The sequence below is a fragment of the Streptomyces sp. HNM0575 genome, assembly GCF_012726265.1.
In the GTDB taxonomy this organism is placed as follows: Bacteria; Actinomycetota; Actinomycetes; order Streptomycetales; family Streptomycetaceae; genus Streptomyces.
Genome location: NZ_JAASAG010000001.1, coordinates 461,014 through 484,846 on the forward strand (window position 1 = coordinate 461,014; position 23,833 = coordinate 484,846).

At 70.3% G+C, this 23,833-nt stretch carries 18 protein-coding genes and 2 tRNA genes; 12 read left to right on the top strand and 8 right to left on the bottom strand.

What is annotated here, in order from left to right; all coding sequences use genetic code 11:
* Nucleotides 1–110 precede the first annotated feature (110 nt).
* On the bottom strand, nt 111–2,798 hold the full coding sequence (gene pepN, locus HCC61_RS01875; RefSeq protein ID WP_169133428.1) for an aminopeptidase N: 2,688 nt from the start codon (nt 2,796–2,798) through the stop codon (nt 111–113).
* Nucleotides 2,799–3,000: 202 nt separating this feature from the next.
* Here pepN and HCC61_RS01880 point away from each other — a divergent pair, with 202 nt between their 5' ends.
* Entirely contained in the window at nt 3,001–3,633 is a 633-nt protein-coding gene (locus HCC61_RS01880; RefSeq protein ID WP_169133429.1) for a DsbA family protein, read from the top strand.
* A 161-nt stretch (nt 3,634–3,794) separates the two neighbouring features.
* Here the strand turns inward: HCC61_RS01880 and HCC61_RS01885 are convergent, their stop codons facing one another.
* Both HCC61_RS01885 and HCC61_RS01890 read right to left on the bottom strand, forming a co-directional pair.
* Nucleotides 3,795–4,436, bottom strand: coding sequence for a superoxide dismutase (locus tag HCC61_RS01885; protein WP_169133430.1), 642 nt, complete (start codon nt 4,434–4,436; stop codon nt 3,795–3,797).
* A gap of 233 nt (nt 4,437–4,669) precedes the next feature.
* Complete coding sequence (locus tag HCC61_RS01890; RefSeq protein WP_169133431.1) at nt 4,670–6,145, bottom strand: amino acid permease; 1,476 nt, start codon at nt 6,143–6,145, stop codon at nt 4,670–4,672.
* A 484-nt stretch (nt 6,146–6,629) separates the two neighbouring features.
* On the opposite strand from HCC61_RS01890, the gene HCC61_RS01895 reads away from it, so the two are divergent.
* The 3 genes from HCC61_RS01895 to HCC61_RS01905 all read left to right on the top strand — a co-directional run bounded on the left by HCC61_RS01895 (nt 6,630) and on the right by HCC61_RS01905 (nt 8,691).
* A complete protein-coding gene (locus tag HCC61_RS01895) occupies nt 6,630–7,259 on the top strand; it encodes a biotin transporter BioY (RefSeq protein WP_169133432.1) in 630 nt (209 codons plus the stop codon).
* 117 nt (nt 7,260–7,376) lie between these two features.
* Nucleotides 7,377–7,862, top strand: coding sequence for a ribose-5-phosphate isomerase (locus tag HCC61_RS01900; protein WP_169133433.1), 486 nt, complete (start codon nt 7,377–7,379; stop codon nt 7,860–7,862).
* A 4-nt stretch (nt 7,863–7,866) separates the two neighbouring features.
* Nucleotides 7,867–8,691: an Fpg/Nei family DNA glycosylase gene (locus HCC61_RS01905; protein WP_169133434.1), complete on the top strand. Its 825-nt coding sequence runs from the start codon at nt 7,867–7,869 to the stop codon at nt 8,689–8,691.
* A gap of 120 nt (nt 8,692–8,811) precedes the next feature.
* On the opposite strand, the gene HCC61_RS01910 is transcribed toward HCC61_RS01905, so the two are convergent.
* Nucleotides 8,812–10,050, bottom strand: coding sequence for a GNAT family N-acetyltransferase (locus HCC61_RS01910; RefSeq protein ID WP_169133435.1), 1,239 nt, complete (start codon nt 10,048–10,050; stop codon nt 8,812–8,814).
* A gap of 148 nt (nt 10,051–10,198) precedes the next feature.
* Here HCC61_RS01910 and HCC61_RS01915 point away from each other — a divergent pair, with 148 nt between their 5' ends.
* Complete coding sequence (locus HCC61_RS01915; RefSeq protein ID WP_169133436.1) at nt 10,199–11,356, top strand: PP2C family protein-serine/threonine phosphatase; 1,158 nt, start codon at nt 10,199–10,201, stop codon at nt 11,354–11,356.
* Nucleotides 11,357–11,610: 254 nt separating this feature from the next.
* On the opposite strand, the gene HCC61_RS01920 is transcribed toward HCC61_RS01915, so the two are convergent.
* Nucleotides 11,611–12,915 carry an acyltransferase family protein gene (locus HCC61_RS01920; protein WP_346776979.1) on the bottom strand — a complete coding sequence of 435 codons (1,305 nt, stop codon included), beginning with the start codon at nt 12,913–12,915 and terminating at the stop codon, nt 11,611–11,613.
* A 705-nt stretch (nt 12,916–13,620) separates the two neighbouring features.
* Between HCC61_RS01920 and HCC61_RS01925 the strand changes: the two genes are divergently transcribed.
* On the top strand, nt 13,621–13,815 hold the full coding sequence (locus HCC61_RS01925; protein WP_169133438.1) for a hypothetical protein: 195 nt from the start codon (nt 13,621–13,623) through the stop codon (nt 13,813–13,815).
* Nucleotides 13,816–13,972: 157 nt separating this feature from the next.
* Here the strand turns inward: HCC61_RS01925 and HCC61_RS01930 are convergent.
* A tRNA-Gly gene (locus HCC61_RS01930) sits at nt 13,973–14,043 on the bottom strand.
* Nucleotides 14,044–14,186: 143 nt separating this feature from the next.
* Here HCC61_RS01930 and HCC61_RS01935 point away from each other — a divergent pair.
* The 5 genes from HCC61_RS01935 to clpX all read left to right on the top strand — a co-directional run bounded on the left by HCC61_RS01935 (nt 14,187) and on the right by clpX (nt 18,925).
* Nucleotides 14,187–14,263 (top strand) — tRNA-Pro (locus HCC61_RS01935).
* A gap of 119 nt (nt 14,264–14,382) precedes the next feature.
* Nucleotides 14,383–15,837: a trigger factor gene (gene tig, locus HCC61_RS01940; RefSeq protein WP_169133439.1), complete on the top strand. Its 1,455-nt coding sequence runs from the start codon at nt 14,383–14,385 to the stop codon at nt 15,835–15,837.
* Nucleotides 15,838–16,082: 245 nt separating this feature from the next.
* Nucleotides 16,083–16,685 carry an ATP-dependent Clp protease proteolytic subunit gene (locus tag HCC61_RS01945; protein ID WP_169133827.1) on the top strand — a complete coding sequence of 201 codons (603 nt, stop codon included), beginning with the start codon at nt 16,083–16,085 and terminating at the stop codon, nt 16,683–16,685.
* Nucleotides 16,686–16,767: 82 nt separating this feature from the next.
* Nucleotides 16,768–17,475 carry an ATP-dependent Clp protease proteolytic subunit gene (locus HCC61_RS01950; RefSeq protein ID WP_169133440.1) on the top strand — a complete coding sequence of 236 codons (708 nt, stop codon included), beginning with the start codon at nt 16,768–16,770 and terminating at the stop codon, nt 17,473–17,475.
* Between the two features lie 163 nt (nt 17,476–17,638).
* Nucleotides 17,639–18,925 (top strand): ATP-dependent Clp protease ATP-binding subunit ClpX, encoded by a 1,287-nt coding sequence (gene clpX / locus HCC61_RS01955; protein ID WP_169133441.1) that lies wholly within the window; start codon nt 17,639–17,641, stop codon nt 18,923–18,925.
* A 175-nt stretch (nt 18,926–19,100) separates the two neighbouring features.
* Here clpX and HCC61_RS31145 read toward each other — a convergent pair whose 3' ends face one another.
* Both HCC61_RS31145 and HCC61_RS01965 read right to left on the bottom strand, forming a co-directional pair.
* Nucleotides 19,101–19,883: a hypothetical protein gene (locus tag HCC61_RS31145; RefSeq protein WP_169133442.1), complete on the bottom strand. Its 783-nt coding sequence runs from the start codon at nt 19,881–19,883 to the stop codon at nt 19,101–19,103.
* 96 nt (nt 19,884–19,979) lie between these two features.
* On the bottom strand, nt 19,980–20,942 hold the full coding sequence (locus HCC61_RS01965; RefSeq protein ID WP_169133443.1) for a hypothetical protein: 963 nt from the start codon (nt 20,940–20,942) through the stop codon (nt 19,980–19,982).
* Between the two features lie 155 nt (nt 20,943–21,097).
* On the opposite strand from HCC61_RS01965, the gene HCC61_RS01970 reads away from it, so the two are divergent.
* A complete protein-coding gene (locus HCC61_RS01970; RefSeq protein WP_169133444.1) occupies nt 21,098–23,737 on the top strand; it encodes a valine--tRNA ligase in 2,640 nt (879 codons plus the stop codon).
* Nucleotides 23,738–23,833 lie beyond the last annotated feature (96 nt).

Below are 23,833 nucleotides of genomic sequence, written 5' to 3' on the forward strand. Positions count from 1 at the left end.
CCGTACGTTCGCTCAGACCCCGTACCCGCTCGTGACGTCCACAGCGAGGACGCCTCCGCTCACGCCCCGTCCTCGCTCAGGCCCCGTCCTCGTTCACGTACTGCCTCCGCTCAGGACGAGGGCGCCGCCGCCGCGTCGCAGCGCTGCGCCCGCAGCGCACGTGCCAGGTCGTCACGCGCCTCCAGCACCAGGCGGCGCAGCGCGGGCGCCGCGTCCTCGTGCCCGGCCAGCCACTCGTCCGTCGCGTCCAGCGTGGACTGGTCCCCCTGGAGGTCCGGGTAGAGCCCGCGCACGATCGACATCGCGATCTCGATGGAGCGGGTGCGCCAGACCTCCTCCAGCGCGTCGAAGTACGGCTGCGCGTACGGCGCCGTCAGCTTCTGCTGCCCCGGCTGGGCGAAGCCCGCGATGGTGGCCTCGACCAGCGCGTTCGACAGCCGGTCTGAGGTCATCACGGCCTCCCACGCGCGTGCCTTGACCTCCGGCGACGGGCGTGCCGCCAGGCACCGCACATGGTGCCGCTTGCCGGACGCCGTGTCGTCGCGGGCGAGTTCGGAGTCGAGGAGGTCCGCGTCGGCGGCGCCGCGTGCGGCGAGCGTCTCCAGGAACGTCCAGCGCAGCTCCTGGTCGATGACCAGCCCGTCGATACGGGCCGCGCCGTCGCCCCCCGCGCCGAGCAGCCCCCGCAGCAGCTGGAGGTCCTTCTCGTCGGAGGCGACCGCCGCGAAGAACCGCGCCCACGCCAACTGGTGCCCGCCGCCCGGCTCCGCGAGGCGCAGCCTGCCCAGCGCGCCCTCGGCCAGGGCCCGGCGGCCCTCGTCGCGCCACTCCGGCGCCGCGTAGTGGACGACCGCGGAACGGCTCCATGCGTGCAGCGTCTGGAGCACGCCGACGTCCGTCTCGTCGCCCGCGAAGGAGAGCACGAGCGAGACGAAGTCGCGCGCGGGCATCAGGCTGTCACGCGTCAGATTCCACATCGCGGACCAGCAAAGCGCCCTGGACAGCGAGGGGTTGTGCCCGCCGTCCGCCTCCGGGGCCGTCCCACGGGCATCCGCCGGCCCGAAGGGCGCCAGCTCGCCGAGGTGTGCACGGAGGAAGGCGAACGAGCCCTCGTCGAAGCGGATCTTGCAGTACGTGAGGTCGTCGTCGTTGACCAGCACCAGATCCGGCCGCTCCACCCCGGTCAGCTCCCCGACGACCGTACGGGCGCCCGCGACGTCCGTCTCCGCCCGCGCGTAGCGGACGAGGCCGCGCTCCAGGCCCTCGTGCCGGTAGAGCCCGACGGCGACGCGGTGCGGCCGCAGAACGGGATGCTCCTCCGGCGTCTCCTGGACCACGGCGAGCTCCGTGATCCGCCCGTCGGCACCGCAAGTGATCCGTGGGCTCAGCGAGTTGACCCCCGCCGTCTGGAGCCACGCGCGCGACCACTCCTCCATGTCGCGGCCCGAGGTCTCCTCCAGCACCGCCAGCAGGTCCGCGAGCGTGGTGTTGCCCCAAGCGTGCCGCTTGAAGTAGCGCCGCGCGCCCTCCAGGAACGTCTCGCGTCCCACGTACGCGACGAGCTGCTTCAGCACGGACGCGCCCTTGGCGTAGGTGATCCCGTCGAAGTTGAGCTTGGCGTCCTCCAGATCGCGGATGTCCGCCGTCACGGGGTGCGTCGAGGGCAGCTGATCGGCCCGGTAGGCCCAGGACTTGCGGCGGTTGGCGAAGGTGATCCAGCCGTCCTTGAAGCGGGTCGCCTCCACCAGCGCCAGCGCGCCCATGAAGTCCGCGAACGACTCCTTCAGCCACAGGTCGTCCCACCAGCGCATGGTGACCAGGTCGCCGAACCACATGTGCGCCATCTCGTGCAGCACGACGTTCGCCCTGTGCTCGTACGACGCCTCCGTGACCTTCCCGCGGAAGACGAACTCCTCGCGGAAGGTGACCAGTCCGGGGTTCTCCATCGCCCCGAGGTTGTACTCGGGCACGAAGGCCTGGTCGTACTTGCCGAAGGGGTACGGGAAGTCGAAGTGCTCGTGGAAGAAGTCCAGGCCCTGCTTCGTGACGGTGAAGACGTCCTCCGGGTCGAAGTGCTTGGCCAGACCCTTGCGGCACAGCGCGCCGAGCGGGATCTCCAGCGCCTCCCCGCCGCCGTCGGGGGCGGGCCGCCGGTAGGTGTCGGTGACGTAGTGGTACGGGCCCGCGACGACGGCGGTGATGTACGTCGAGATCGGCTCGGTGGGAGCGAAGTGCCATACCGCGGCGGCGCCCTCGTCGAGCGGCCGGGGCTCGCCGCGCCGGGCGCCGTTGCTCAGCACCGTCCAGCGGGCGGGCGCGGTGACGGTGAAGGTGAACCGCGACTTGAGGTCGGGCTGCTCGAAGTTGGCGAAGACCCTGCGGCTGTCGGCCGGCTCGTACTGCGTGTAGAGGTAGACCTCGCCGTCCTCGGGGTCGAGGAAGTGGTGCAGGCCCTCGCCCGTGCGGCTGTAGGCGCAGGCCGCGTCGACCGTCAGCTCGTTCTGCCCGGCCAGGTCGTCGAGGGCGATGCGCGAGCCGTCGAAGACGGAATCCACCGGCAGGGAACGCCCGTTGAGGGTCACCGAATGCACCCGCGGCGCGACGAGGTCGGCGAAGGTCGAGGCACCGGGCTCGGAGCAGCCGAAGCGGATCGTCGTCGTGGAACGGAACGTGCGGGGGCCCTTCGCGGGCGGGGGAGCGGTCGCGGAACGGAGATCGAGGGCCACCTCGTAGCTCTCGACGGTCAGCAGGCCGGCCCGTCGCTGTGCCTCTCGGCGGGTCAGGTTCTCTCCGGGCACGGCGGGGCTCCTCGTCTCGAGTTCTCGGCGACGCCGCTCAGCATTTCACGCGCCGCACCAGGCAGACACACGGGAATTGCGGCCGCCGTCCGTGCGTTGGCGCAGAGGCCGGACCGACCGTGCGGAGCCGCCCCGCGGCACCCGCGGAGGCGCCCGGAACGACGGAGCCACCCTGCCCAGCGGAGCACGAGGAGTACGTGTCATGCCCGAGAAGACCGTCGCCGACTTCTGGTTCGACCCCAGGTGCCCCTGGGCCTGGCTGACCTCCCGCTGGATGCTTGAGGTGGAGAAGGTGCGGCCCGTCGAGGTCCGGTGGCATGTGATGAGCCTGTCCGTGCTCAACGAGGACAAGGTCGACGAACTGCCCGAGAAGTACCGCGAACTGCTCGAAGCCGCCTGGGGCCCGGTGCGCGTGTGCATCGCCGCGGAGCAGAAGCACGGCCCGGAAGCCCTCGGCCCCCTCTACACGGCTCTCGGCACCCGGCTGCACAACCGCGGTCAGGAGCAGTCGCGGGAGCTGATCGTCGAGGCCCTGGAGGAGGCCGGACTGCCCGCCGGGCTGGTGGACGCCGCGGACTCCACGGAGTACGACGAGGCGCTGCGGGCCTCGCACAAGGAGGGCATCGACCTGGTGGGCCAGGACGTCGGCACCCCCGTGATCGCCGTGCCCGGCGCCGACGGGTCGCCCATAGCGTTCTTCGGGCCCGTCGTCACCCCCGCGCCCAAGGGCGAGGCGGCGGCGAAGCTGTGGGACGGCACGCTGATGGTCGCCTCCACGCCGGGCTTCTTCGAGATCAAGCGGACCAGGGACGTCGGTCCGGTCTTCGACGACTGACGCCCGCACGCGCGGGCGCGTGCCCGCACCGGCAGGAGGGCCCCGTACGTCACGTCCGTACGGGGCCCTCCCCTTTCCTCCGCCTGCCCGGTGAAAGGTGAGAAGACGATCACAAGGGCAGGAGGTCTGCCGCCGCCCGGACGCCGAGGGGCGGGGAAGCACTACAGCGGCGTCAGCAGGTTGTTCCCGTGCTCCTTCGCCGCGGCGTAACGCCTGCCGACGTCCTGCCAGTTCACTACGCGCCACATCGCCTCGACGAAGTCCACCTTCTGGTTGCGGTACTGGAGATAGAAGGCGTGCTCCCAGGCGTCGAAGACCAGGATCGGCACGGTGGCCTGGCCGACGTTCCCCTGGTGGTCGTAGACCTGCTCGACGATGAGCCGCCCGGTCAGCGGCTCGTATGCGAGGACGCCCCAGCCGGAGCCCTGCGTGGTGGCCGCCGCCTTGGACAGCTGGGCCTTGAACCTGTCGAACGAGCCGAAGGACTCGGCGATGGCGTCCGCGAGCTCGCCCGTGCCGTCCTTCTCCAGGGGCTCGCCGCCGCCGTCGCCCGTCATGTTCCGCCAGTAGATGCTGTGCAGGATGTGGCCCGAGAGATGGAACGCAAGGTTCTTCTCCAGGCCGTTGATCGAGCCCCACGACTCCTTGTCACGCGCCTCCGCCAGCTGCTCCAGCGTGTCGTTGGCACCCTTCACATATCCGGCGTGGTGCTTGTCGTGGTGCAGCTCGATGATCTCGCCGCTGATGACGGGCTCCAGCGAGGAGTAGTCGTACGGCAGCTCAGGCAGTGAGTACAGGGCCATGGGCGTCCCTCCTTATTGCACATTACTTGCAACAGGACGCTAGCAGCAACAGCGGCAGAGAGAACGGAGCGGCCCCGCCGGGTGCGGGACCGCTCCGTGGTCAGAGCCCTTGTGCTGTGCGCAGGACTCAGTGCTCAGGACTCAGATCTCAGCGCCAGGGCTCTGTCTTCCGTCCTGTGTTCCTTCTCCGTGTTCCCTGTCTGGGTTCCCTTTGCCGGGACCGGTGGCCGGGGTCAGTCGGCACCGTCACCGGACTTCGCGACGCCCGCGTCCGCGTCCGCCTCCGCGCCGCCGGACCCCCGGCCGCCCGCCTTCTGCCGGGCCAGCCCCGTCGCGATCAGCACGACCGTCAGGCAGCCGGTGAAGGCGAGTTGGGTACGGGTGTCGGCCTCGCGCAGCATCAGTGCGAGCACCGCGAGGATGCCGAGCAGGGCCACCACCGTCAGCACCGGGAAGGCCCACATCCGTACCACGAGCTTCTCCGGGGCCTCCCGCTCCAGCCGGCGCCTGCCGACCAGCTGCGAGAGCGCGATGAAGCCCCAGACCACGAGCGTCGCGGCGCCCACGGTGTTCAGCAGCCACTGGAAGACCGTCTCCGGCCACCAGAGGTTCAGCAGCACCGCGACGAAGCCGAAGACCGACGAGGCCACGACGGCGGGACGCGGTACACCGCTCCCGCTGACCCTGCCGAGGAACCGGGGGCCCTGGCCGCGGGCGATGAGGGAGAAGGCCATGCGCGAGGCCCCGTAGATGTTGGCGTTCATGGCCGACAGCAGGGCGACGAGCACCACGATGTTCATGAGCTGCGCGGCGCCGGGGATGCCGATGTGGTCCAGCACGGCCGCGTACGGGCCGGACAGCACCGACTTGTCGTCCCACGGGATCAGCGTGACGATCACGAGCATCGAGCCCACGTAGAAGACGGCGATGCGCCACATCGCGGTGCGCACGGCCTTCGCGACGCCCTTGACCGGGTCCTCCGACTCGGCGGCCGCGATCGTCACCGTCTCCAGGCCGCCGTATGCGAAGACGGAGGCGAGCAGCCCGACGACCAGGCCGTTCGTACCGGCGGGCAGGAAGCCGCCCTCACCGGTGAGGTTGGCGGTGCCGGGAGCGTCGACGCCCGGGAGCAGGCCCGCGATCGCGGCCGCGCCCAGCAGCAGGAAGGCAGTGATCGCGAAGATCTTGAGCGCGGCGAACCAGAACTCGGTCTCCCCGAAGTTGCGCACCGCCACGAGGTTCGTCAGGCAGAACAGCGCCATGAACGCGGCGACCCACATCCAAGGCTCGCTGCCCGGCAGCCACTTCGTGACGATGTCCGCGGCGGCCGTCGCCTCGGTCGCGATGGCCACGCACAGCAGCGCCCAGTAGATCCACCCCGCGGTGAACCCCGCCCACGGCCCGAGCGCGCGCTCCGCGTGCACGGAGAACGATCCGGAGGCCGGGTTCGCGGCGGACATCTCGCCCAGCATGCGCATCACGAGCATCACGAGCAGCCCGGAGGCGGCGTAGGCGAGGACGATCGAGGGCCCCGCGGCGGCGATTCCCGCGCCGGAGCCGACGAAGAGCCCGGCACCGATCACGCCGCCGAGGGCGATCATCGACAGATGGCGCTGCTTGAGGCCGTGGGACAGGGCGGACTGTCCCTGGCCGGATCTGGAACCTCCTGGGGTCGGTGGGGGCGCGTCGGACAGCTCGGTGCGCGTCATGAGAGGCCGTTCCTGTGAAGACTGCGTTCGGTCGTTGTAACGACAAACCAGTCTCGCAGCGGGATCCCGTGGAGGATCAAGCGGCCCGGAACGTTTCAGCAGCCGGGCCACGGGCCGGCCGCGAGATGCCGGGACCGCGGGGCGGAACACCCGGCGTGCGGGCCGATGCCGGGCCGATGTCCCTTGGCTGCGACGGGAGTTGGGCACGTGACTGTCGGCCTGCTCACATCGCTCTGTGGCGGTTTCGGCTAGCGTCGGACAGTTCGCGCTGCGAGGGGTCCGGCACACCGGACGCTCGCAGGGCGACACCGGCACCGCTGCACCCGCACCGGCGCACCGGCACCTGACGCACCGGCACCTGACGTGCCGCCAACGATGCGCCGGCGCCCGGGAGGTGCCGACAAAGCAACCTACCGACCTACTGACCTACTGACGTACCGACGACCGACGTACCCACGACCGACACAGGACCCGGAGCCGCCCGATGAGCGCCCTCACACCCGCCGCCGACCCCCGCCCCGACACTGTTCTCGCCGACGTGCTCGCCACGGGCGCCGCCTCCGTCACGGGACCGCGCGCGCACGTACGCGACGCGGCGCTGGTCCTCGGCGGCGCCGCGCTCACCGGCGTGGCCGCCCAACTCTCCGTCCCCGTACCGGGATCGCCCGTCCCCGTCACCGGGCAGACCTTCGCCGCGCTCCTCGTCGGCACGAGCCTCGGCGCACGCCGCGGCTTCCTCGCGATGGCGCTCTACACGCTGGCGGGCGCGGCCGGTCTGCCGTGGTTCGCCGATGCCTCGTCGGGCGCCACGATGCCCTCGTTCGGCTATGTACTGGGGATGCTGCTGGCCGCCACCGTCGTCGGAGCCCTGGCACGCCGCGGCGGCGACCGCGGCCCGCTGCGCACCGCCGGGACGATGGCCGCCGGCATGGCGCTGACCTACGCGGTGGGCGTGCCCTATCTCGCCGTCGCCACGGGCATGCCGGCCTCCGAGGCGGTCGCCGCCGGACTGGTTCCCTTCCTCGTCGGCGACGTGCTGAAGGCGGCGCTCGCGATGGTCGCCCTGCCCACCGCCTGGCGGCTCGCCGGACGCCGCGGAGGGGCCGGGGACTGACCGTGCCCCGCCGCCCGGGGCGGGGCGCCGCCCGCGGCGTGACCTGGTACGGCGGTGCGTCGTCCGAGGTCACGCCCGGTGCCGTACGTCCCCTTGGCGCGTCATAGACTCGGCGCCATGCGCGTGTACCTCGGCTCCGATCATGCGGGCTACGAACTCAAGAACCGCCTCGTCGAATGGCTCAGGTCCGCCGGGCACGAGCCCGTCGACTGCGGGCCCCATGTCTACGACGCCGCGGACGACTACCCGCCCTTCTGCCTCCGCGCCGCCGAGGGCACCGCGCGTGACGGCGAGAGCCTCGGCATCGTCGTCGGCGGCTCCGGCAACGGCGAGCAGATGGCCGCGAACAAGGTGGAGGGCGTGCGCTGTGCGCTGGCCTGGAGCGAGGAGACGGCGACGCTCGCACGCGAGCACAACGACGCCAACGTCGTCAGCGTCGGCGCGCGCATGCACACCACGGAAGACGCGCTGAAGTTCGTGGAGGCGTTCCTGCGCACGCCCTTCTCCCAGGACGGGCGGCACGCGCGCCGCATCGGCATGCTCTCCGCGTACGAGAAGACGGGCGAGCTGCCGCCCGTGCCCGCGCACCACCCGGAGTCCTGACCGCATGCCCGAGGGGCATACGATCCACCGGCTCGCCCGCGACTGCCGGGAGCGCTTCGGCGGCCGCAAGGTGCGGGCCGCCAGCCCGCAGGGGAAGTTCGCCGACGGGGCCGCCCTGATCGACGGTCAGGTCCTGTCCGGGGCCCAGGCGCACGGCAAGCATCTCTTCCTCGGCTTCGACGGCACGGGCTGGGTGCACGTACACCTGGGCCTGTACGGCAAGTTCACCTTCGGCACGGGCCCGGCGCCCGCCCCGGTGGGCCAGGTGCGGCTCAGGCTCGTCGGCGACGGCGAGGACGGCGGAGGCGTCTACGCCGACCTGCGCGGACCGACCCGCTGCGAGCTGATCACCGAGGACGAGAAGCAGGCCGTCGAGGACCGGCTCGGCCCCGATCCGCTGCGCGCCGACGCCGACCCGGAGGCCGCGTGGGCACGCGTCTCCCGCAGCCGCACCACCATCGCGGCGCTGCTGATGGACCAGAAGGTCGTCGCGGGCGTCGGCAACGTCTACCGCGCCGAGGTGCTCTTCCGGCACGGCATCGACCCGTACCGGCCCGGACGCGGACTGAGCCGTACGGAGTGGGACGCGATCTGGGACGACCTCGTCGGGCTGATGCACGAGGGCGTGCGCGACAACCGCATCGACACCGTGCGCCCCCAGCACGAACCGGAAGCCATGGGCCGCGCCCCGCGGGTCGACGACCACGGCGGCGAGGTCTACGTCTACCGCCGGGCCGGCATGCCCTGCCACGTCTGCGGCGAACCGGTCCGGACGGCTGGGCTGGCGGCGCGCAACCTCTTCTGGTGCGCCGCCTGCCAGCCCGGCTGAACCGGCCGCGCCGTAAGCCGCGCAGGACGGAACCCGCGCAGGACGGAACCCATGCGCGCCGGGATGCGTGCCGGAAGCCGTGCGCCTCCCCAAGCCGTGCGCCTCCAGAAGCCGTGCGCCTCAGAATCCGTGCGGCAGCCACGGCGCGACATCCGTGGAGAAGGCGTGCGACGCCGCGCCCAGCGCCCCCTTCCGCAACTCCCGCACCCGGCCCGCCGAGGCGAGCGTCCGCAGGGCCGTGCCGCCGAGGTAGACGGCACCCAACTCCCGTACGGACAAAGCCAGTTCGGCGGCATCGTCGGTACGCTCGCACGTCGCTCCCGTACCGTCGCCGCTGAGCCGCCAGCGGCCCTCGTTCCAGGGGCAGAAGGCGTCCTCCACCTCCAGCACCACGTCGACGGGCGCGGAGTACGTACGAGCGGCCAGCGCCGCCCTCACCTCCACGGGCCGCAGGAACAGCCCGTCCCGCCAACGCGGCCTGCACAGCCGCACGCTGTCGCCCGTCATGTGCAGCCACGCGTCGTCCACGGGGCGTCCGCGCACGCGCAGCACCGGCATCAGGTCGATGCCGGACAGGAACTCCCAGAGCGCGCCGTAGGACGCGGTGTCCAGCGCCTCCAGATCGCGCAGCAGCACGCTGCCCCGCGGCACGTCGTTCTCGTCCCAGGCGTTCCTCAGCGAGTAGCGGGCGTAGCCGCGCACCTCGCCGTGCTCGTCCTCCGCGAGCACGCAGGCCAGCGGGGTGGCGCCGTTCCGCTTCTCCGGGACGTCCAGCAGCGGCCGCCGCTCCCAGCCGGGGGCGCGTTGCAGCATTCCGGCGCGCTCCGGCACCCGGCGTGCATAGACCGCCTCGCACTCGTCGAGAACGGACGCCGGATCGTCGGCCACGCGCAGCCGTATCCGCTCCGATCCCGGGGCCGGGGCGAAAGTCACGCGGCCGGTGTCGACGTCGGCGTGGAGTTCCCGCGTCGCCATTCCGTAGCCGAACCGGCCGTAGATGTGCGGCTCGGAGGCGGTGAGCACCGACAGCGGCTCCACGCCGGCCTCGCGGATCCCGTCCAACTGCCGCCGCATCATGGAGCGGAGGATTCCGCGACGTCGGTGCGTGGCGGCGACATGCACCATCGACAGGCCCGCCGAGGGTACGAGCGCCCCGCCCGGCACCGTCATCCGGAACGAGAGCAGAGCCGCCGAGCCCACGACGCGGTCCCCGTCCCACGCACCGAGCGAACGGTCGGTCTCCGTCAACTCCCGGTCCAGCTCCCGTTCTTTGTCACGCACGGCGCCGAAAGCGCGAAGAATTCCGTCGTGCCAGGAGTCCCATTCCTCGCGCCGCAGCACCCGCAACTCTGTCGCCATGCGCCTTCTCTAGCAGGGGTTTTGATAAAGAGCCAACGCATTTCGCCGCTCTGCGGGCCCGCTGCACGTGCATACGCACGTTCCAGCGTTCGTGCACCGCGAGAACGGAATCGACGCACTGGTCAAAGCCTGGATAAGGTCCTTCTGCATGGCGGTACGACGTCCGAGCCTCACACCTCCCAGGGCCCGGTTGCACAAGACGCGAAGAGCGTTGCACCGGGCTCGTACAGGGCTGCGCCGCTCCGCCGTCGACTATTTCCGCGGCGGCGTCTCCGACTGGCTCGCCTTCAGCGCGCTGCTGCTGACCGTGCCCGCCCTGACCGTGCTGACGGTCGTGGTGCCGCTGTGGGCCGCGCCTGAAGCGCTGGTGATGCCGCTGATCGCGGGCGGCCTGCTGCTGCGCCCCGCCAGCCTGCTCGCGCTGTACGCGTCGGCCGCCGTCGCCCTGATCGTCGAGTCCGCGCTGCTCGGCCCGTACGAGGACGGAGCGGGCCGCGTCACTCCCGGCACCATCCTGGTCGTGGCCACCGCCGGGCTGTTCGGGCTGCTCGTGGCCCAGTTCCGCAGCCGCGTGGGCGTGCCGTGGCGGCGCGGCGGGACCATGCTCTTCGACCTGCGCGAACGCATCCGCGTGCAGAGCAAGCTGCCCAGGCTGCCGCGCGGCTGGCACCGCGAGATGGCGCTGCGGCCGGCGGGCGGCCAGTCGTTCTCCGGCGACTTCGTCGTCGCCGCGCGCACCGGCCCCGGCGAGCGCACCCTCGAAGTGGTGCTGACCGACGTGTCCGGCAAGGGCATGGACGCGGGTTCGCGCGCGCTGCTGCTCTCGGGCGCCTTCGGCGGTCTGCTGGGCTCGCTGCCCCCGCACGCCTTCCTCCCCGCCGCCAACGGCTATCTGCTGCGGCAGGACTGGCAGGAGGGCTTCGCCACGTCCGTACATCTCGTCCTGGACCTGGACAGCGGCGACTACGAGCTCTTCTCGGCGGGCCACGTGCCCGCGCTCCAGCGGGGCGCCGGCACCGGCAAGTGGGAGGAGAAGTCGGGCGAGGGCCCGCTGCTCGGGGTGTACGAGGGCGCCCAGTTCGACCCGGTGAAGGGGACGTTGCTCAAGGGCGACGTGCTGATGCTCTTCACCGACGGGCTCGTGGAGACCTCCGAGCGGGACCTCTCGGACGGCATCGACCGGCTCACCGGTGAGGCCGACCGCCATGTCGCGACCGGCTTCCACGGTGCCGCCTGGCACTTGATAGAGACCGTGGCGAGGGACGTCAACGACGACCGCGCGCTGCTGCTGCTCTGCCGCGGCTGAGTCCTCGGGAGCCCCCGGAAGGATCCGGGCCCGCGGGCGCCCGCCCAACTCGTAGTGCGGGACGCCCGACTCGTGGTCGGGGACGCCCGACTCGTGGTCGCGGATGCCGGGCCCGTGAGGGTCTGCCCGTCGACGGGGCGGGGGCGCGTCCCCATGGCGCGGTCCGCCCGCGATCGTGGACGCCCCTCGGACCGCCGGCCGCCATGAGCCGGCCGCCGTCGTGGCGGGCCGTCGATCACGGCCCGCCCGATCTGCTACCTGGCGTGCTTCCCGCCGCCGCGCGAGCCCGGCCCGTACGACGAACCGGAACGGGAGCCCGAGCCCGCGTACTGCCCGTAGCCGGTGCCGGTGCCGGTGCCGGTGCCGCTGCCGGTCCCGGTGCCCGCCCCGGTCTGCTCGGGCGCGGGCGGAGCGGCCTGCTGCACGGCTCCCGCGGTGGTCCGGCCCTGGCCCTGCCCCTGTGCCCGAGCAGAAGCGGAACCCTTCTCCCGGGCCCGGGCCTGCTCGCCCGCGTCCCGCCTGAAGAACCACTCCATCTTCGGCTCCATCGCGAAACGGAAGATGCGGCGGATCGGCGAGGTGCAGAGCACGGTCATCATCACCGCGGCCAGCAACGTGATCGCGACGCGGCTCAGGGGATGGTCGACCCAGTCCATGTCGTACCACTCGAACTCACGCGAGATCTTGATCGGGTAGACGTGGATCAGATACGCGTACAGCGTCCCGGCGCCGAGGCTCGTGAACCACATGTGGCGGCGCGGCACCAGCGCCAGGAACGCCGCCGTCAGCACGAGCCCGCAGCCGAAGGTCGCGAGCGTCATCACGCCGCCCACCCAGGCCGGCGCCCCGAGGTCCTGCGAGGCCTTGTCGTGCAGGAACCAGCCCTTCGACATCCGCGGCACGGCCCAGTAGGCGAACAGCAGCGCACCGGCGAAGACCGGCAGCGCCAGCATCCGGAACCTGCGCCGCGTGACGATCTGGAAGTGCTCGGGCCGCAGTTGGAGGCCCAGCACGAAGTACGGGAGGAAGGCGGCGACCCGGGTCAGATTGAGGTCGCTGTTGATGCTCGGCGTGACGCCCGCGGCGACGGCGATGGCGAGGGCCACCGGCAGCGGCCAGCGCATGCTCTTCCACAGCGGCGTCGTCAGCCGCCACAGGAAGAGGGCGACGAGGAACCACAGGGCGAAGCCGGGCTCCTGGTAGTGGAACTCCCGGTCGGGGTTGTCGCTCGCCCACCGCATGAAGAAGGTGTAGATCGTCTGGAAGATCACATACGGCACTAGCACGCCGGTGACGAGCCGCTTGATCTGCCGCGGCTTACCCTCGAAGCTGCGCGAGAGGTAGCCGGAGACGATGACGAACGCCGGCATGTGGAAGGCGTAGAGCACGAAGTAGAGCGCGCCGGCCATGCGGCTGTCGTCGCGCAGCGGGTCCCACACGTGTCCGATCGCGACGAGCACGATCGTGAGGTACTTGGCGTTGTCGAGAAAAGGGTCCCGCTGGTCGGCGGGCTTTTTCTTGACCTTGGCCGGCGGCTCCGTGGACGCGTCGGGCGTCACGGAGGGGGACTCCTGGCGGACCGGGGGGAGCGGTGCCCGCTCATAACCAGCGTGCAACATCTGTCGCACCTTAGTGGTCAAACCTGCGAGGCGTAAATTCTCGGCGAGATTCCAACACGTCTACCCGGAACAGTTTTCGACACACCTGCGTAGGAGCGGATTTTCTGCAACGACCGCACAGTGCTGGGATGTTCTGTGGGGACATGTCCGTTATGCCGGGACGATCCGGCGAGTCCGGCGGTCGTGCCCGGGGTCCGCGGGTGGCCGGATCGGCCCCGGATCGGGGCTTGTTCGCCACCCCGGCGACCGATTTACGGGAACTCCCTGTGACCGAGTCCACAACTCCCGGTGTCGCGTGGGCAATTCGGCCGGCGCCGCGCCGGGAAGGTGCCGGGAAGACCCGCCGCTTTGCACATGTTGCATTACCGCTGCGCAGCGCATTGATCGGCCGGCAGCATCCCGAATTTACGGTACGTATTACGCCCCGGGACCCGCTGGGAGATGCGTCACGACTGTGTCCGGAGCGTGTAGAGGGTGTGCGCGCGGGGGAGAACGGCAACGACCGGGGAGGTCCACGGCGTCGACGATTCGTCACCCAGCTCCACGTGCCTGCGACTTGGTGGCACGATGGTCCGCGGCGGGGGCAGTGGTGGCGACGGGCCCCTCGGCCGCTGAGGCGTTCCGACGGCAAGGGTGTGATCAGTTGTGGCCATTTCACTGTCTGTGGTGCTGCTGTTTGCAGTCATCCTGGTGGTGATGATCAGGGGTGGATCGATAAAGGCCGGTCCCGCCATCGTTGCAGTGCTCTTCGGGTTCTTCCTGGCCTCGACCAGCATCGCGCCGACCGTCAACCGGTTCATGAACTCGCTGGCGGACATGATCAATCAGATCACCTTCTAGCGTTCCGGCGGCAGGCGCCCGCCCGTCCCGCGCACGCTCCCGTGCAGCGGCGCGAGGAGCGGCGCGCAACTGCCGCCGAGTGCAACGCGAGCCGCCGAGTGCGACGCACGCCGAAGGGCCGGCCCCGCCGTTGGGGGCCGGCCCTCCGCGTTCGCTGAGCGGGCGACGGGAATCGAACCCGCGTAGCTGGTTTGGAAGACCAGGGCTCTACCATTGAGCTACGCCCGCAAGTGCCCCGCCCCGTACGCCCGGTAACAGCTCTCCGGCACGTGATCGCGGCGCCGTCGAAGCGTCGTCGGAGCCTCGCCCGTGACGTCGATCGGAGCGGCACGGACTGCATCGTAGTGCATGTACTCTACGTGTCGCACCGACGGGGTGTGGCGCAGCTTGGTAGCGCGTCCGCTTTGGGAGCGGAAGGTCGTCGGTTCGAATCCGGCCACCCCGACCACGTACTATGCAAGACGCGCGTGCCTGTGTCGTGCACCGGATTCCGAGCTGTTTGCGGGGCGCCCGGCAGAGCGTGAATTCCCCAAGATTTCCAAGCAGTCAGCCCCAAGGAGACCGACCGTGAAGAGCGCCGTGGAGACCCTGAACCCCACCCGGGTTCGGCTCACAGTCGAGGTGCCCTTCGAGGAGCTCAAGGACAGCCTCGACGCGGCGTACAAGAAGATCAACCAGCAGGTCACCGTCCCCGGTTTCCGCAAGGGCAAGATCCCTGCCCGGGTGATCGACCAGCGGTTCGGGCGCGGCGCGGTGCTGGAGGAGGCGGTCAACGACGCGCTTCCGAAGCTTTACCAGTCGGCTGTGGAGGAGGGCGAGCTGAGCCCGCTCGGGCAGCCCGAGGTCGACATCACCGACCTCAAGGACAACGAACTGCTGTCGTTCACGGCCGAGGTCGACATCCGTCCCGAGATCGTCATCCCCGACTACTCGGGCATCGAGGTCGAGGTCGAGGCCGCCGAGGTCGCCGACGAGGACGTGGACAAGGCCGTCGAGCAGCTGCGTGAGCGCTTCGCCTCCACCACGGTCGTCGAGCGCGCCGCCGCCGACGGCGACGTGGTCAAGGTCGACCTGGAAGCCAAGGTCGACGGCGAGGTCCTGGAGGACGGCGTCGCCGAGGGCGTCGACTACACCATCGGCTCCGGCGAGCTGCTCGAAGGCATCGACGACGCCGTCAAGGGCGTCGAGGCCGGCGGCACCACGACCTTCACCTCCGAGCTCAAGGGCGGCTCCGCCGCGGGCAAGGAGGCCGAGGTGGCGGTGAAGGTCCAGACGGTCTCCGCTCGTGAACTGCCCGAGCTGGACGACGACTTCGCCCAGCTGGCCAGCGAGTTCGACACTCTTGAGGAGCTGCGCGAGGACAGCCGCAAGCGCCTCGGCCAGCAGAAGAAGTACGAGCAGGCCACCGAGGCGCAGGAGAAGGTGCTCGACGCCCTTCTCGAGCTCGTCGAGGTGCCCGTGCCGGACAAGCTGCTAGAGGACGAGATCGGCACCCGCAAGGACAACCTCGTCAACAACCAGCTGGCTCAGATGGGCCTCGACCTGGCGACGTACCTTCAGATGCAGGACAAGTCGGAGGAGGACTTCGACGCCGAGCTCAAGGAGCAGGCGGAGAAGGGCATCCGCACCCAGTTCGTCCTCGACGAGCTGGTCACCAAGGAGAAGCTCAACGTCAGCCAGGAAGAGCTGACCGAGCACCTGATGCGCCGTGCGCAGTCCTCCGGCATGAGCCCCGACCAGTTCGCGCAGGCCGTCGTCGAGGGCGGCCAGGTGCCGATGCTCGTCGGCGAGGTGGCGCGCGGCAAGGCGCTGGCCACCGTCGTGGAGAAGGCCACCGTCAAGGACTCCAACGGTGAGACGGTCGACCTCGACGACGAAGAGGACGAGACCGCCGAGACGGTCGAGGCCGAGACGGCCGAGGCCGGGACCGAGACGGACACTGAGGCCGGCGAGGAGCAGGAGCAGCCCGCGGAGGCCGCCGCCGAGGCCGGCGAGGAGCAGGAGAAGAAGTCGGAGGGCTGACCCTCCTTCCCAGCCCTCCGGCAGCACGCTCCGGAGCACGGCGGCCGGCGCCCGCGCACGCGTACGTGCGCGGGCTTCCGCGCTGCACGGAGGGCCCATGGGACCTGCGCTGACAGCGAACAGCTCCCGATGCGGGATGGCGCCGCCGGTGCCGCGCGTTAGGGTCCCAAGTGCATGAAGACCCCAGAGACGGCACGCCTTCGGCTACCGTCCGGACACGAGCAGGTGGACACGTGACGCTTCCGATGCCTTCGGCCGCCGGTGAGCAGATTGGTGGTGGCCTCGGCGACCAGGTCTACAACCGGCTGCTCAACGAGCGGATCATCTTCCTCGGCCAGCCCGTCGACGACGAGATCGCCAACCAGATCACCGCTCAGTTGCTGCTCCTGGCGGCCGACCCGGACAAGGACATCTTCCTTTACATCAACAGCCCCGGCGGCTCGATCCAGGCCGGCATGGCGATCTACGACACCATGCAGTACATCAAGAACGACGTGGTCACCATCGCGATGGGCCTCGCCGCCTCGATGGGCCAGTTCCTGCTGAGCGCCGGCACCCACGGCAAGCGTTTCGCGCTGCCCAACGCGGACATCCTGATCCACCAGCCCTCCGCGGGCCTGGCCGGTTCCGCCTCGGACATCAAGATCCACGCCGAGCAGCTGCTCCGTACGAAGAAGAAGATGGCGGAGCTCTCGGCCCAGCACACCGGCCAGACCGTCGAGCAGTGGACCCGTGACGCCGACCGCGACCGCTGGTTCTCCGCCACGGAGGCCAAGGAGTACGGCCTGATCGACGAGGTGTACGGCAGGGCGGCGCAGCTTCCGGGAGGCGGCGGTACGGGCGCGTGAGCCGCGCCGCAGGACAGCAGCAGGCTCAGCAGCAGCGCAGCGACCGCAGTCAGCCCAAGCCCATCACCAGGAGAAGGCTCCGATGACCAATCTTCCCGGATTCCCCGCCTCCGGCGGTCTCCACGGCACGGAGGGCGGATACGCCTCCGAGGGCCGCTACACGGGCCCGCAGCCCGACTCCCGCTACATCGTTCCGCGCTTCGTGGAGCGCACCTCGCAGGGCGTGCGCGAGTACGACCCGTACGCGAAGCTCTTCGAGGAGCGCGTGATCTTCCTCGGCGTCCAGATCGACGACGCCTCGGCGAACGACATCATGGCGCAGTTGCTGTGCCTGGAGTCGATGGATCCCGACCGGGACATCTCGCTCTACATCAACAGCCCCGGCGGCTCCTTCACGGCGCTCACGGCGATCTACGACACGATGCAGTTCGTGAAGCCCGACATCCAGACGGTCTGCATGGGCCAGGCGGCCTCCGCCGCCGCCGTGCTGCTCGGCGCCGGCACCCCCGGCAAGCGGATGGCGCTTCCCAACGCCCGCATCCTGATCCACCAGCCCTACAGCGAGACGGGCCGCGGTCAGGTCTCGGACCTGGAGATCGCCGCGAACGAGATCCAGCGGATGCGTGTCCAGCTGGAGGAGATGCTGGCGAAGCACTCCACCAAGGACATCGAGACCATCCGCGACGACATCGAGCGCGACAAGATCCTCACTGCCGAGGAGTCCCTCGAGTACGGGCTGATCGACCAGATCGTATCCACCCGCAAGTCGTCGGTCGGCATGGGAGTCTGACGTCCGCCGACCGTAAGGCGCACGTCCTGTTCCCCCTTGGCACGCCTCTACGGAGTCGTACCAAGGGGGGCCCAAATCGACGGCTCGGCAGGGTACCGTCGTCAGAGCACGTACCTCGGTCCGACGGCTGATGGACCGGTCCCAGGCGAAGGGGAAGCACCTCGTGGCACGCATCGGTGATGGCGGCGATCTGCTCAAGTGCTCGTTCTGCGGGAAGAGCCAGAAGCAGGTGAAGAAGCTGATCGCAGGACCAGGCGTGTACATCTGCGATGAGTGCATCGACCTGTGCAACGAGATCATCGAGGAGGAGCTCGCCGAGTCGTCGGAGGTGCGCTGGGACGAGTTGCCCAAGCCGCGTGAGATCTCCGAGTTCCTCGAGGGGTACGTGGTCGGCCAGGAGGCCGCGAAGAAGGCCCTGTCGGTGGCGGTCTACAACCACTACAAGCGGGTGCAGGCCGGTGAGAACGGCGGCCCGCAGGGCCGGGACGACGGCATCGAGCTGGCGAAGTCCAACATCCTGCTGCTCGGACCCACGGGCTCCGGTAAGACGCTGCTCGCCCAGACCCTGGCCCGCATGCTCAACGTCCCCTTCGCCATCGCGGACGCCACCGCGCTGACGGAGGCCGGATACGTCGGCGAGGACGTCGAGAACATCCTGCTGAAGCTGATCCAGGCCGCGGACTACGACGTCAAGAAGGCCGAGACCGGCATCATCTACATCGACGAGATCGACAAGGTCGCCCGTAAGAGCGAGAATCCGTCGATCACGCGCGACGTCTCCGGCGAGGGCGTGCAGCAGGCGCTGCTGAAGATCCTGGAGGGCACTACCGCCTCGGTGCCGCCGCAGGGCGGACGCAAGCATCCGCACCAGGAGTTCATCCAGATCGACACGACGAACGTGCTGTTCATCGTCGGCGGCGCCTTCGCCGGGCTGGAGAAGATCATCGAGGCGCGCGCGGGTGCGAAGGGCATCGGCTTCGGCGCCACGATCCGCTCCAAGCGGGAGATCGAGGACATCAACCAGTTCGAGGACGTAATGCCGGAGGACCTGGTGAAGTTCGGGATGATCCCGGAGTTCATCGGCAGGCTGCCGGTGATGACGAGCGTGCACAACCTCGACCGTGAGGCGCTGCTCCAGATCCTCCTGGAGCCGCGCAACGCACTCGTCAAGCAGTATCAGCGCCTCTTCGAACTCGACGGCGTGGAGCTGGACTTCGACCGTCCCGCGCTGGAGGCGATCGCCGACCAGGCGATCCTGCGCGGCACCGGCGCGCGCGGGCTGCGCGCCATCATGGAAGAGGTCCTGATGTCGGTGATGTACGAGGTGCCGTCCCGTAAGGACGTCGAGCGCGTCGTCATCACCGAAGAGGTCGTCCACTCGAATGTGAACCCGACGCTGGTGCCCCGCTCGCGCGGCAACGAGCCGGAGCGGCACGAGAAGAGCGCCTGAGGCGAGGAGAGCGCCTGAGGCGCCGGCACCGGGCTCGTACGGACACCACTCTCGCCCGCCGCCGCTCCGCTCTTACGAAACGGGAAGGGGCGCCCCGCAGTTGAGCGGGGCGCCCCTTTTTCGTGTCCTGCGGTGCCGGTGTCGTATCGCCGGTCCGGTGCCGTAGCGCCGCTCGTCAGCCGGTCTTGACGAGGGCGCCCTTGCGTACCTTCGCGGTGAGTTCGGCCGTCGACTTCAGATCGACCGGTTCCGTCGACGTCCCGTCCTTGGTGAGGATCATCGACGAGACGGTGCCGACGGTGCTGGAGTCGGCCCAACCGCACATCGCCAGGCTCATGTTGGAGATCTTGTACTCCTGGCACTTGAGCACGTCGCCGTCGAACCCGGACGGCTTGAACTTCCGCAGCGAGCCCTCGGCCTTGGCGCCCGTCTCGGTCTTGAGCGACTTGCCCGTCTGCCGGAAGACCCAGTCGACGGCCTTGCGCGGATCGGCCACCGAGCCGTAGGCGCCGCCGAGTTGGAGCTTCTTGGTCGGGCCCGACTTGTACTCGGCGCTGACGTCCGCGTTGCTCGTCATGCCCGGGACCTTCTTGTTGTCGAAGGCCTCGCCGTCGCCCTTCTCGCCCTTGCCGTCGCGCTGGTACTCGCCGGCGAGGACCTTCGGCGTCGTCAGCTTGTGCCGAGGGGGGTCCTCTCCACCGAGTGCGAAGTAGCCGCCGGCGAGGACGGCGACGAGTGCGAGCGCCCCGCCGGCGATCGCCGCGTTGCGGCCGCCGGCGCCCCGCTTCCCGGACCCGCCGGGCTTCCCGGGCACTCCGGGCTTCCCGGGCACTCCGGGTGTCGCGGACCCGCCGGGTTCGCCCGGTCCGCCGGGTGCCGCGGCCGCCGCCGTGCCGGTGCTGCCCGCCGCCCCGCCGGCGTCCTCCCGTACGTACGGGCCCGGCTGACTGTCACTCATCGCTTCCGTCTCCTCCGTCGGACTGGGGGCGCCCGGCACGCGTGCGCACATCCGCGCCCGCACCGGGCCGGGCGCCCGGATCCCTTGCGCAGCGGGCTACTTGATCTCGACCCGTGCGTCGTCGCGCAGCTTCTTCGACAGCTCCGCGGTCTGGTCGATCGTCATGCTCTTGCCGGTGAGCACGGCCGCGCCGTCCTGGGCGGAGACCATCGCCACGGTGCTGTGGTCGGCCCACATGCACAGCGGCGCCTTCAGGGCTCCGGAGCCCGACGTGGACGTGCCCAGGGAGACCTTGATGATCTGGCACTTCATCACGGCCTCGTCGTCGAGACCGGCGGGCGAGACCTCCTCCGGGCTGCCCTCCAATTCGGCGCTCCTGCCGGTGCGTTCGGCGTTCTTCTCGCTGTCCTGGGCCATCTTCTCGAAGGCCGTGTCGACGGTGGCCTCCGGGTCCTCGACGTCTCCCCAGACGCCCTGGAAGTTCAGCTGCTTCGACGCCGTGCCGGCGCCCGCCTTGTACGAGCCGTGCTCGCTCTTCGGGTCGGTGACACCGGCCTTCTCGAACTCGGAGAGCTCGGACTGCGTCATCTCGTTCGTCGTGCCGCCCGCGTCCTTCTCGTACTCACCGGCGACCGTCTGCGGAGCCGTCAGCTTGTACTTCTTGCCGTCGCCGGCGCCCACCGAACCGCCGCCGCTCAGGCTCCCGAACAGGAAGACGCCGCCGATCACGGCGCCCACGATCACCAGCGAGCCGATGACGATGGCGACGGTCTTGCCCGCGCCGCCACCCTTCGGGGGCATGGGCGGTCCGGGCTGTCCGTACGGTCCGGGCTGACCGTAGGGGCCCGGCTGCCCGGGCTGCTGCGGGAAGCCGTAACCGGGCTGACCGGGCGGTACGGGAGGCTGCTGCGGATACCCGTAGCCGGGCTGAGCGGGCTGCCCCGGCACCCCGGCGGGCGGCGCCCCCTGGGCGTACGGATTCGGCCCCTGCGGCGGCTGTCCGTACGGTCCCGGCGGGGGCGGTTGCTGTCCGTAAGGCCCCGGCTGGTTCTGACTCATGGCGGCGCTTCCCCTCCGTTGATGTGCGTCTCCACGACGCGGTCGTGCTCGCGCTCGCGTGCTTCGCGTACATCCTGGCGGAACCCCCCGATGCGCGGTCCGCGGGTCCCCAAACCGATTCGAGACTGCGACATTGACGCCCGTACACTGCCGTCGTGACCGAGAACTCATCGCAGCGCCCCGACTCCCGAGGGCCGAACGCAGCAGCCCCCGCAGACCTGCCGACGCAGTACGCACCGGCCGAGGTGGAGGAGGAGCTGTACGAGCGCTGGGTAGCTCGCGGTTACTTCGAGGCGGACGCGAAGAGCGACAAGCAGCCGTACACCATCGTCATCCCGCCGCCGAACGTCACGGGCTCGCTCCACCTCGGGCACGCCTTCCAGCACACGCTGATGGACGCCCTCACCCGCCGTAAGCGGATGCAGGGTTACGAGTCGCTGTGGCTGCCGGGCATGGACCACGCCGGAATCGCCACGCAGAACAAGGTCGAGCAGCAGCTCGCCGAAGAGGGCCGCTCCCGGCAGGACTTGGGGCGTGAGGCGTTCGTCGAGCGCGTCTGGCAGTGGAAGGAGGAGTACGGCGGCAAGATCCTCGGCCAGATGCGCCGCCTCGGCGACGGCGTCGACTGGACGCGCGAGCGCTTCACGATGGACGAGGGCCTATCCCGCGCCGTCCAGACCGTCTTCAAGCAGATGTACGACGACGGGCTGATCTACCGCGCGGAGCGGATCATCAACTGGTGCCCGCGCTGCCTGACCGCGATCTCCGACATCGAGGTCGAATACCAGGAGGACGACGGCGAGTTGGTCTCCATCCGCTACGGCGAGGGCGACGACTCCCTGATCGTGGCGACGACCCGCGCCGAGACGATGCTCGGCGACACCGCCGTCGCCGTCCACCCCGACGACGGCCGCTACGCGCACCTGCTCGGCAAGCGCATCAAGCTGCCGCTCACCGACCGCTCCATCCCCGTCGTCGCCGACGAGCACGTGGACCCGGAGTTCGGCTCCGGCGCGGTCAAGGTCACCCCCGCGCACGACCCCAACGACTTCGCGATCGGGCAGCGGCACGACCTGCCGGCGCTGACCGTCATGGACGAGCGCGGCGTGATCACCGCCCACGGTCCGTACGAGGGCCTGGACCGCTTCGAGGCGCGCTCCTCCATCGTCGCCGCCCTGCGCGAACAGGGCCGCATCACCGCCGAGAAGCGCCCGTACGTCCACAGCGTCGGCCACTGCTCGCGCTGCAAGACGACCATCGAGCCGCGGCTGTCCATGCAGTGGTGGGTCCGCGTCGAGCCGCTGGCGCAGGCCGCGGGAGACGCCGTGCGCGACGGGCGCGTGCGGATCCACCCGGCGGAGATGTCCGCGCGCTACTTCGACTGGGTCGACAACATGCTCGACTGGTGCATCTCGCGCCAGCTGTGGTGGGGCCACCGCATCCCCGTCTGGTACGGGCCCGACGGCGAGGTCCGCTGCGTCGGCCCCGACGAGCAGCCCCCCTCGGGCGAGGGCTGGACGCAGGATCCGGACGTCCTGGACACCTGGTTTTCCTCCGGTCTCTGGCCGTTCTCCACCCTCGGCTGGCCCGAGCGGACCCAGGACCTGGCGCGGTTCTATCCGACGGACGTGCTGCTGACCGGGCACGACATCATCTTCTTCTGGGTCGCCAGGATGATGATGTTCGGGCTGTACGCGATGGACGGCGTCGCACCGTTCCACACGATCGCCCTGACCGGCCTGGTCCGCGACGACCACGGCAAGAAGATGTCCAAGTCCAACCCCAACTCGGTCGATCCGCTGGACTGGATGAACGACTACGGCGCCGACGCCGTCCGCTTCACCCTCACCAGCGGCGCCAACCCCGGCGCGGACGTGCCGATCGGCGAGGACTGGGTCAAGGCGTCCCGCAACTTCGCCAACAAGATCTGGAACGCCACGCGTTTCGCGCTGATGAACGGCGCCACGGTCGAGGGCCCGCTGCCGGAGGCGTCCGAACTCGGCGCCACGGACCGGTGGATCCTCTCCCGGCTCAACTCCGTCGTCGCCGAGGTCGACGGCTGTTACGAGGACTATCAGTTCGCCAAACTCTCCGACGCCCTGCGCCACTTCGCGTGGGACGAGGTCTTCGACTGGTACGTCGAGCTCTCCAAGACCACCTTCGCGGCGGGCGGACGGCCCGCCGAGGTCTCGCGCCGCGTGCTGGGCGAGGTCCTCGACGTGATGCTGCGGCTGCTGCACCCGGTGGTCCCGTTCGTCACCGAGTCGCTGTGGACGACGCTGACGGGCGGCGAGTCCGTCGTCGTCGCTCCCTGGCCCGCGGACTCCGGATTCCGCGACGCGGACGCGGAACGGGAGATCGCCGCGCTCCAGAACGCCGTCACGGAGGTCCGCCGCTTCCGCGCCGACCAGGGCCTCCAGCCGGGGCAGCGGGTTCCCGCCCGGCTCGCCCTGACCGGTGCGCTCGGCGCCCACGAGGCCGCGATCCGGCAGCTGCTGCGCCTCCAGCCCGAGGGCGAGGGCTTCCAGGCCACGGCGTCGCTGCCGGTCACGGACGGCACCGTCGAGCTGGACCTCTCGGGCGTCATCGACGTCGACGCCGAGCGCAAGCGGCTCACGAAGGACCTCGGAGCCGCCGAGAAGGAGCTGCGCCAGACCACGGCCAAGCTGGAGAACGACGGCTTCCTGGCCAAGGCCCCGGACCACGTCGTCGAGAAGATCCGTGAGCGCCGCGCGACGGCCGAGTCCGACATCGCCCGCCTCCGGCAGCAGCTGGAGCGGCTGCCCGGCGCGTAACGGCTCGCGGCGCGGGCTCCGGACGCAGCAGCTGTGTCCGGGGCCCGCGCCCGCCGCCGCCCGGGGTGGGCCGCGGTCCCGCCGAAGGCCGCTCCG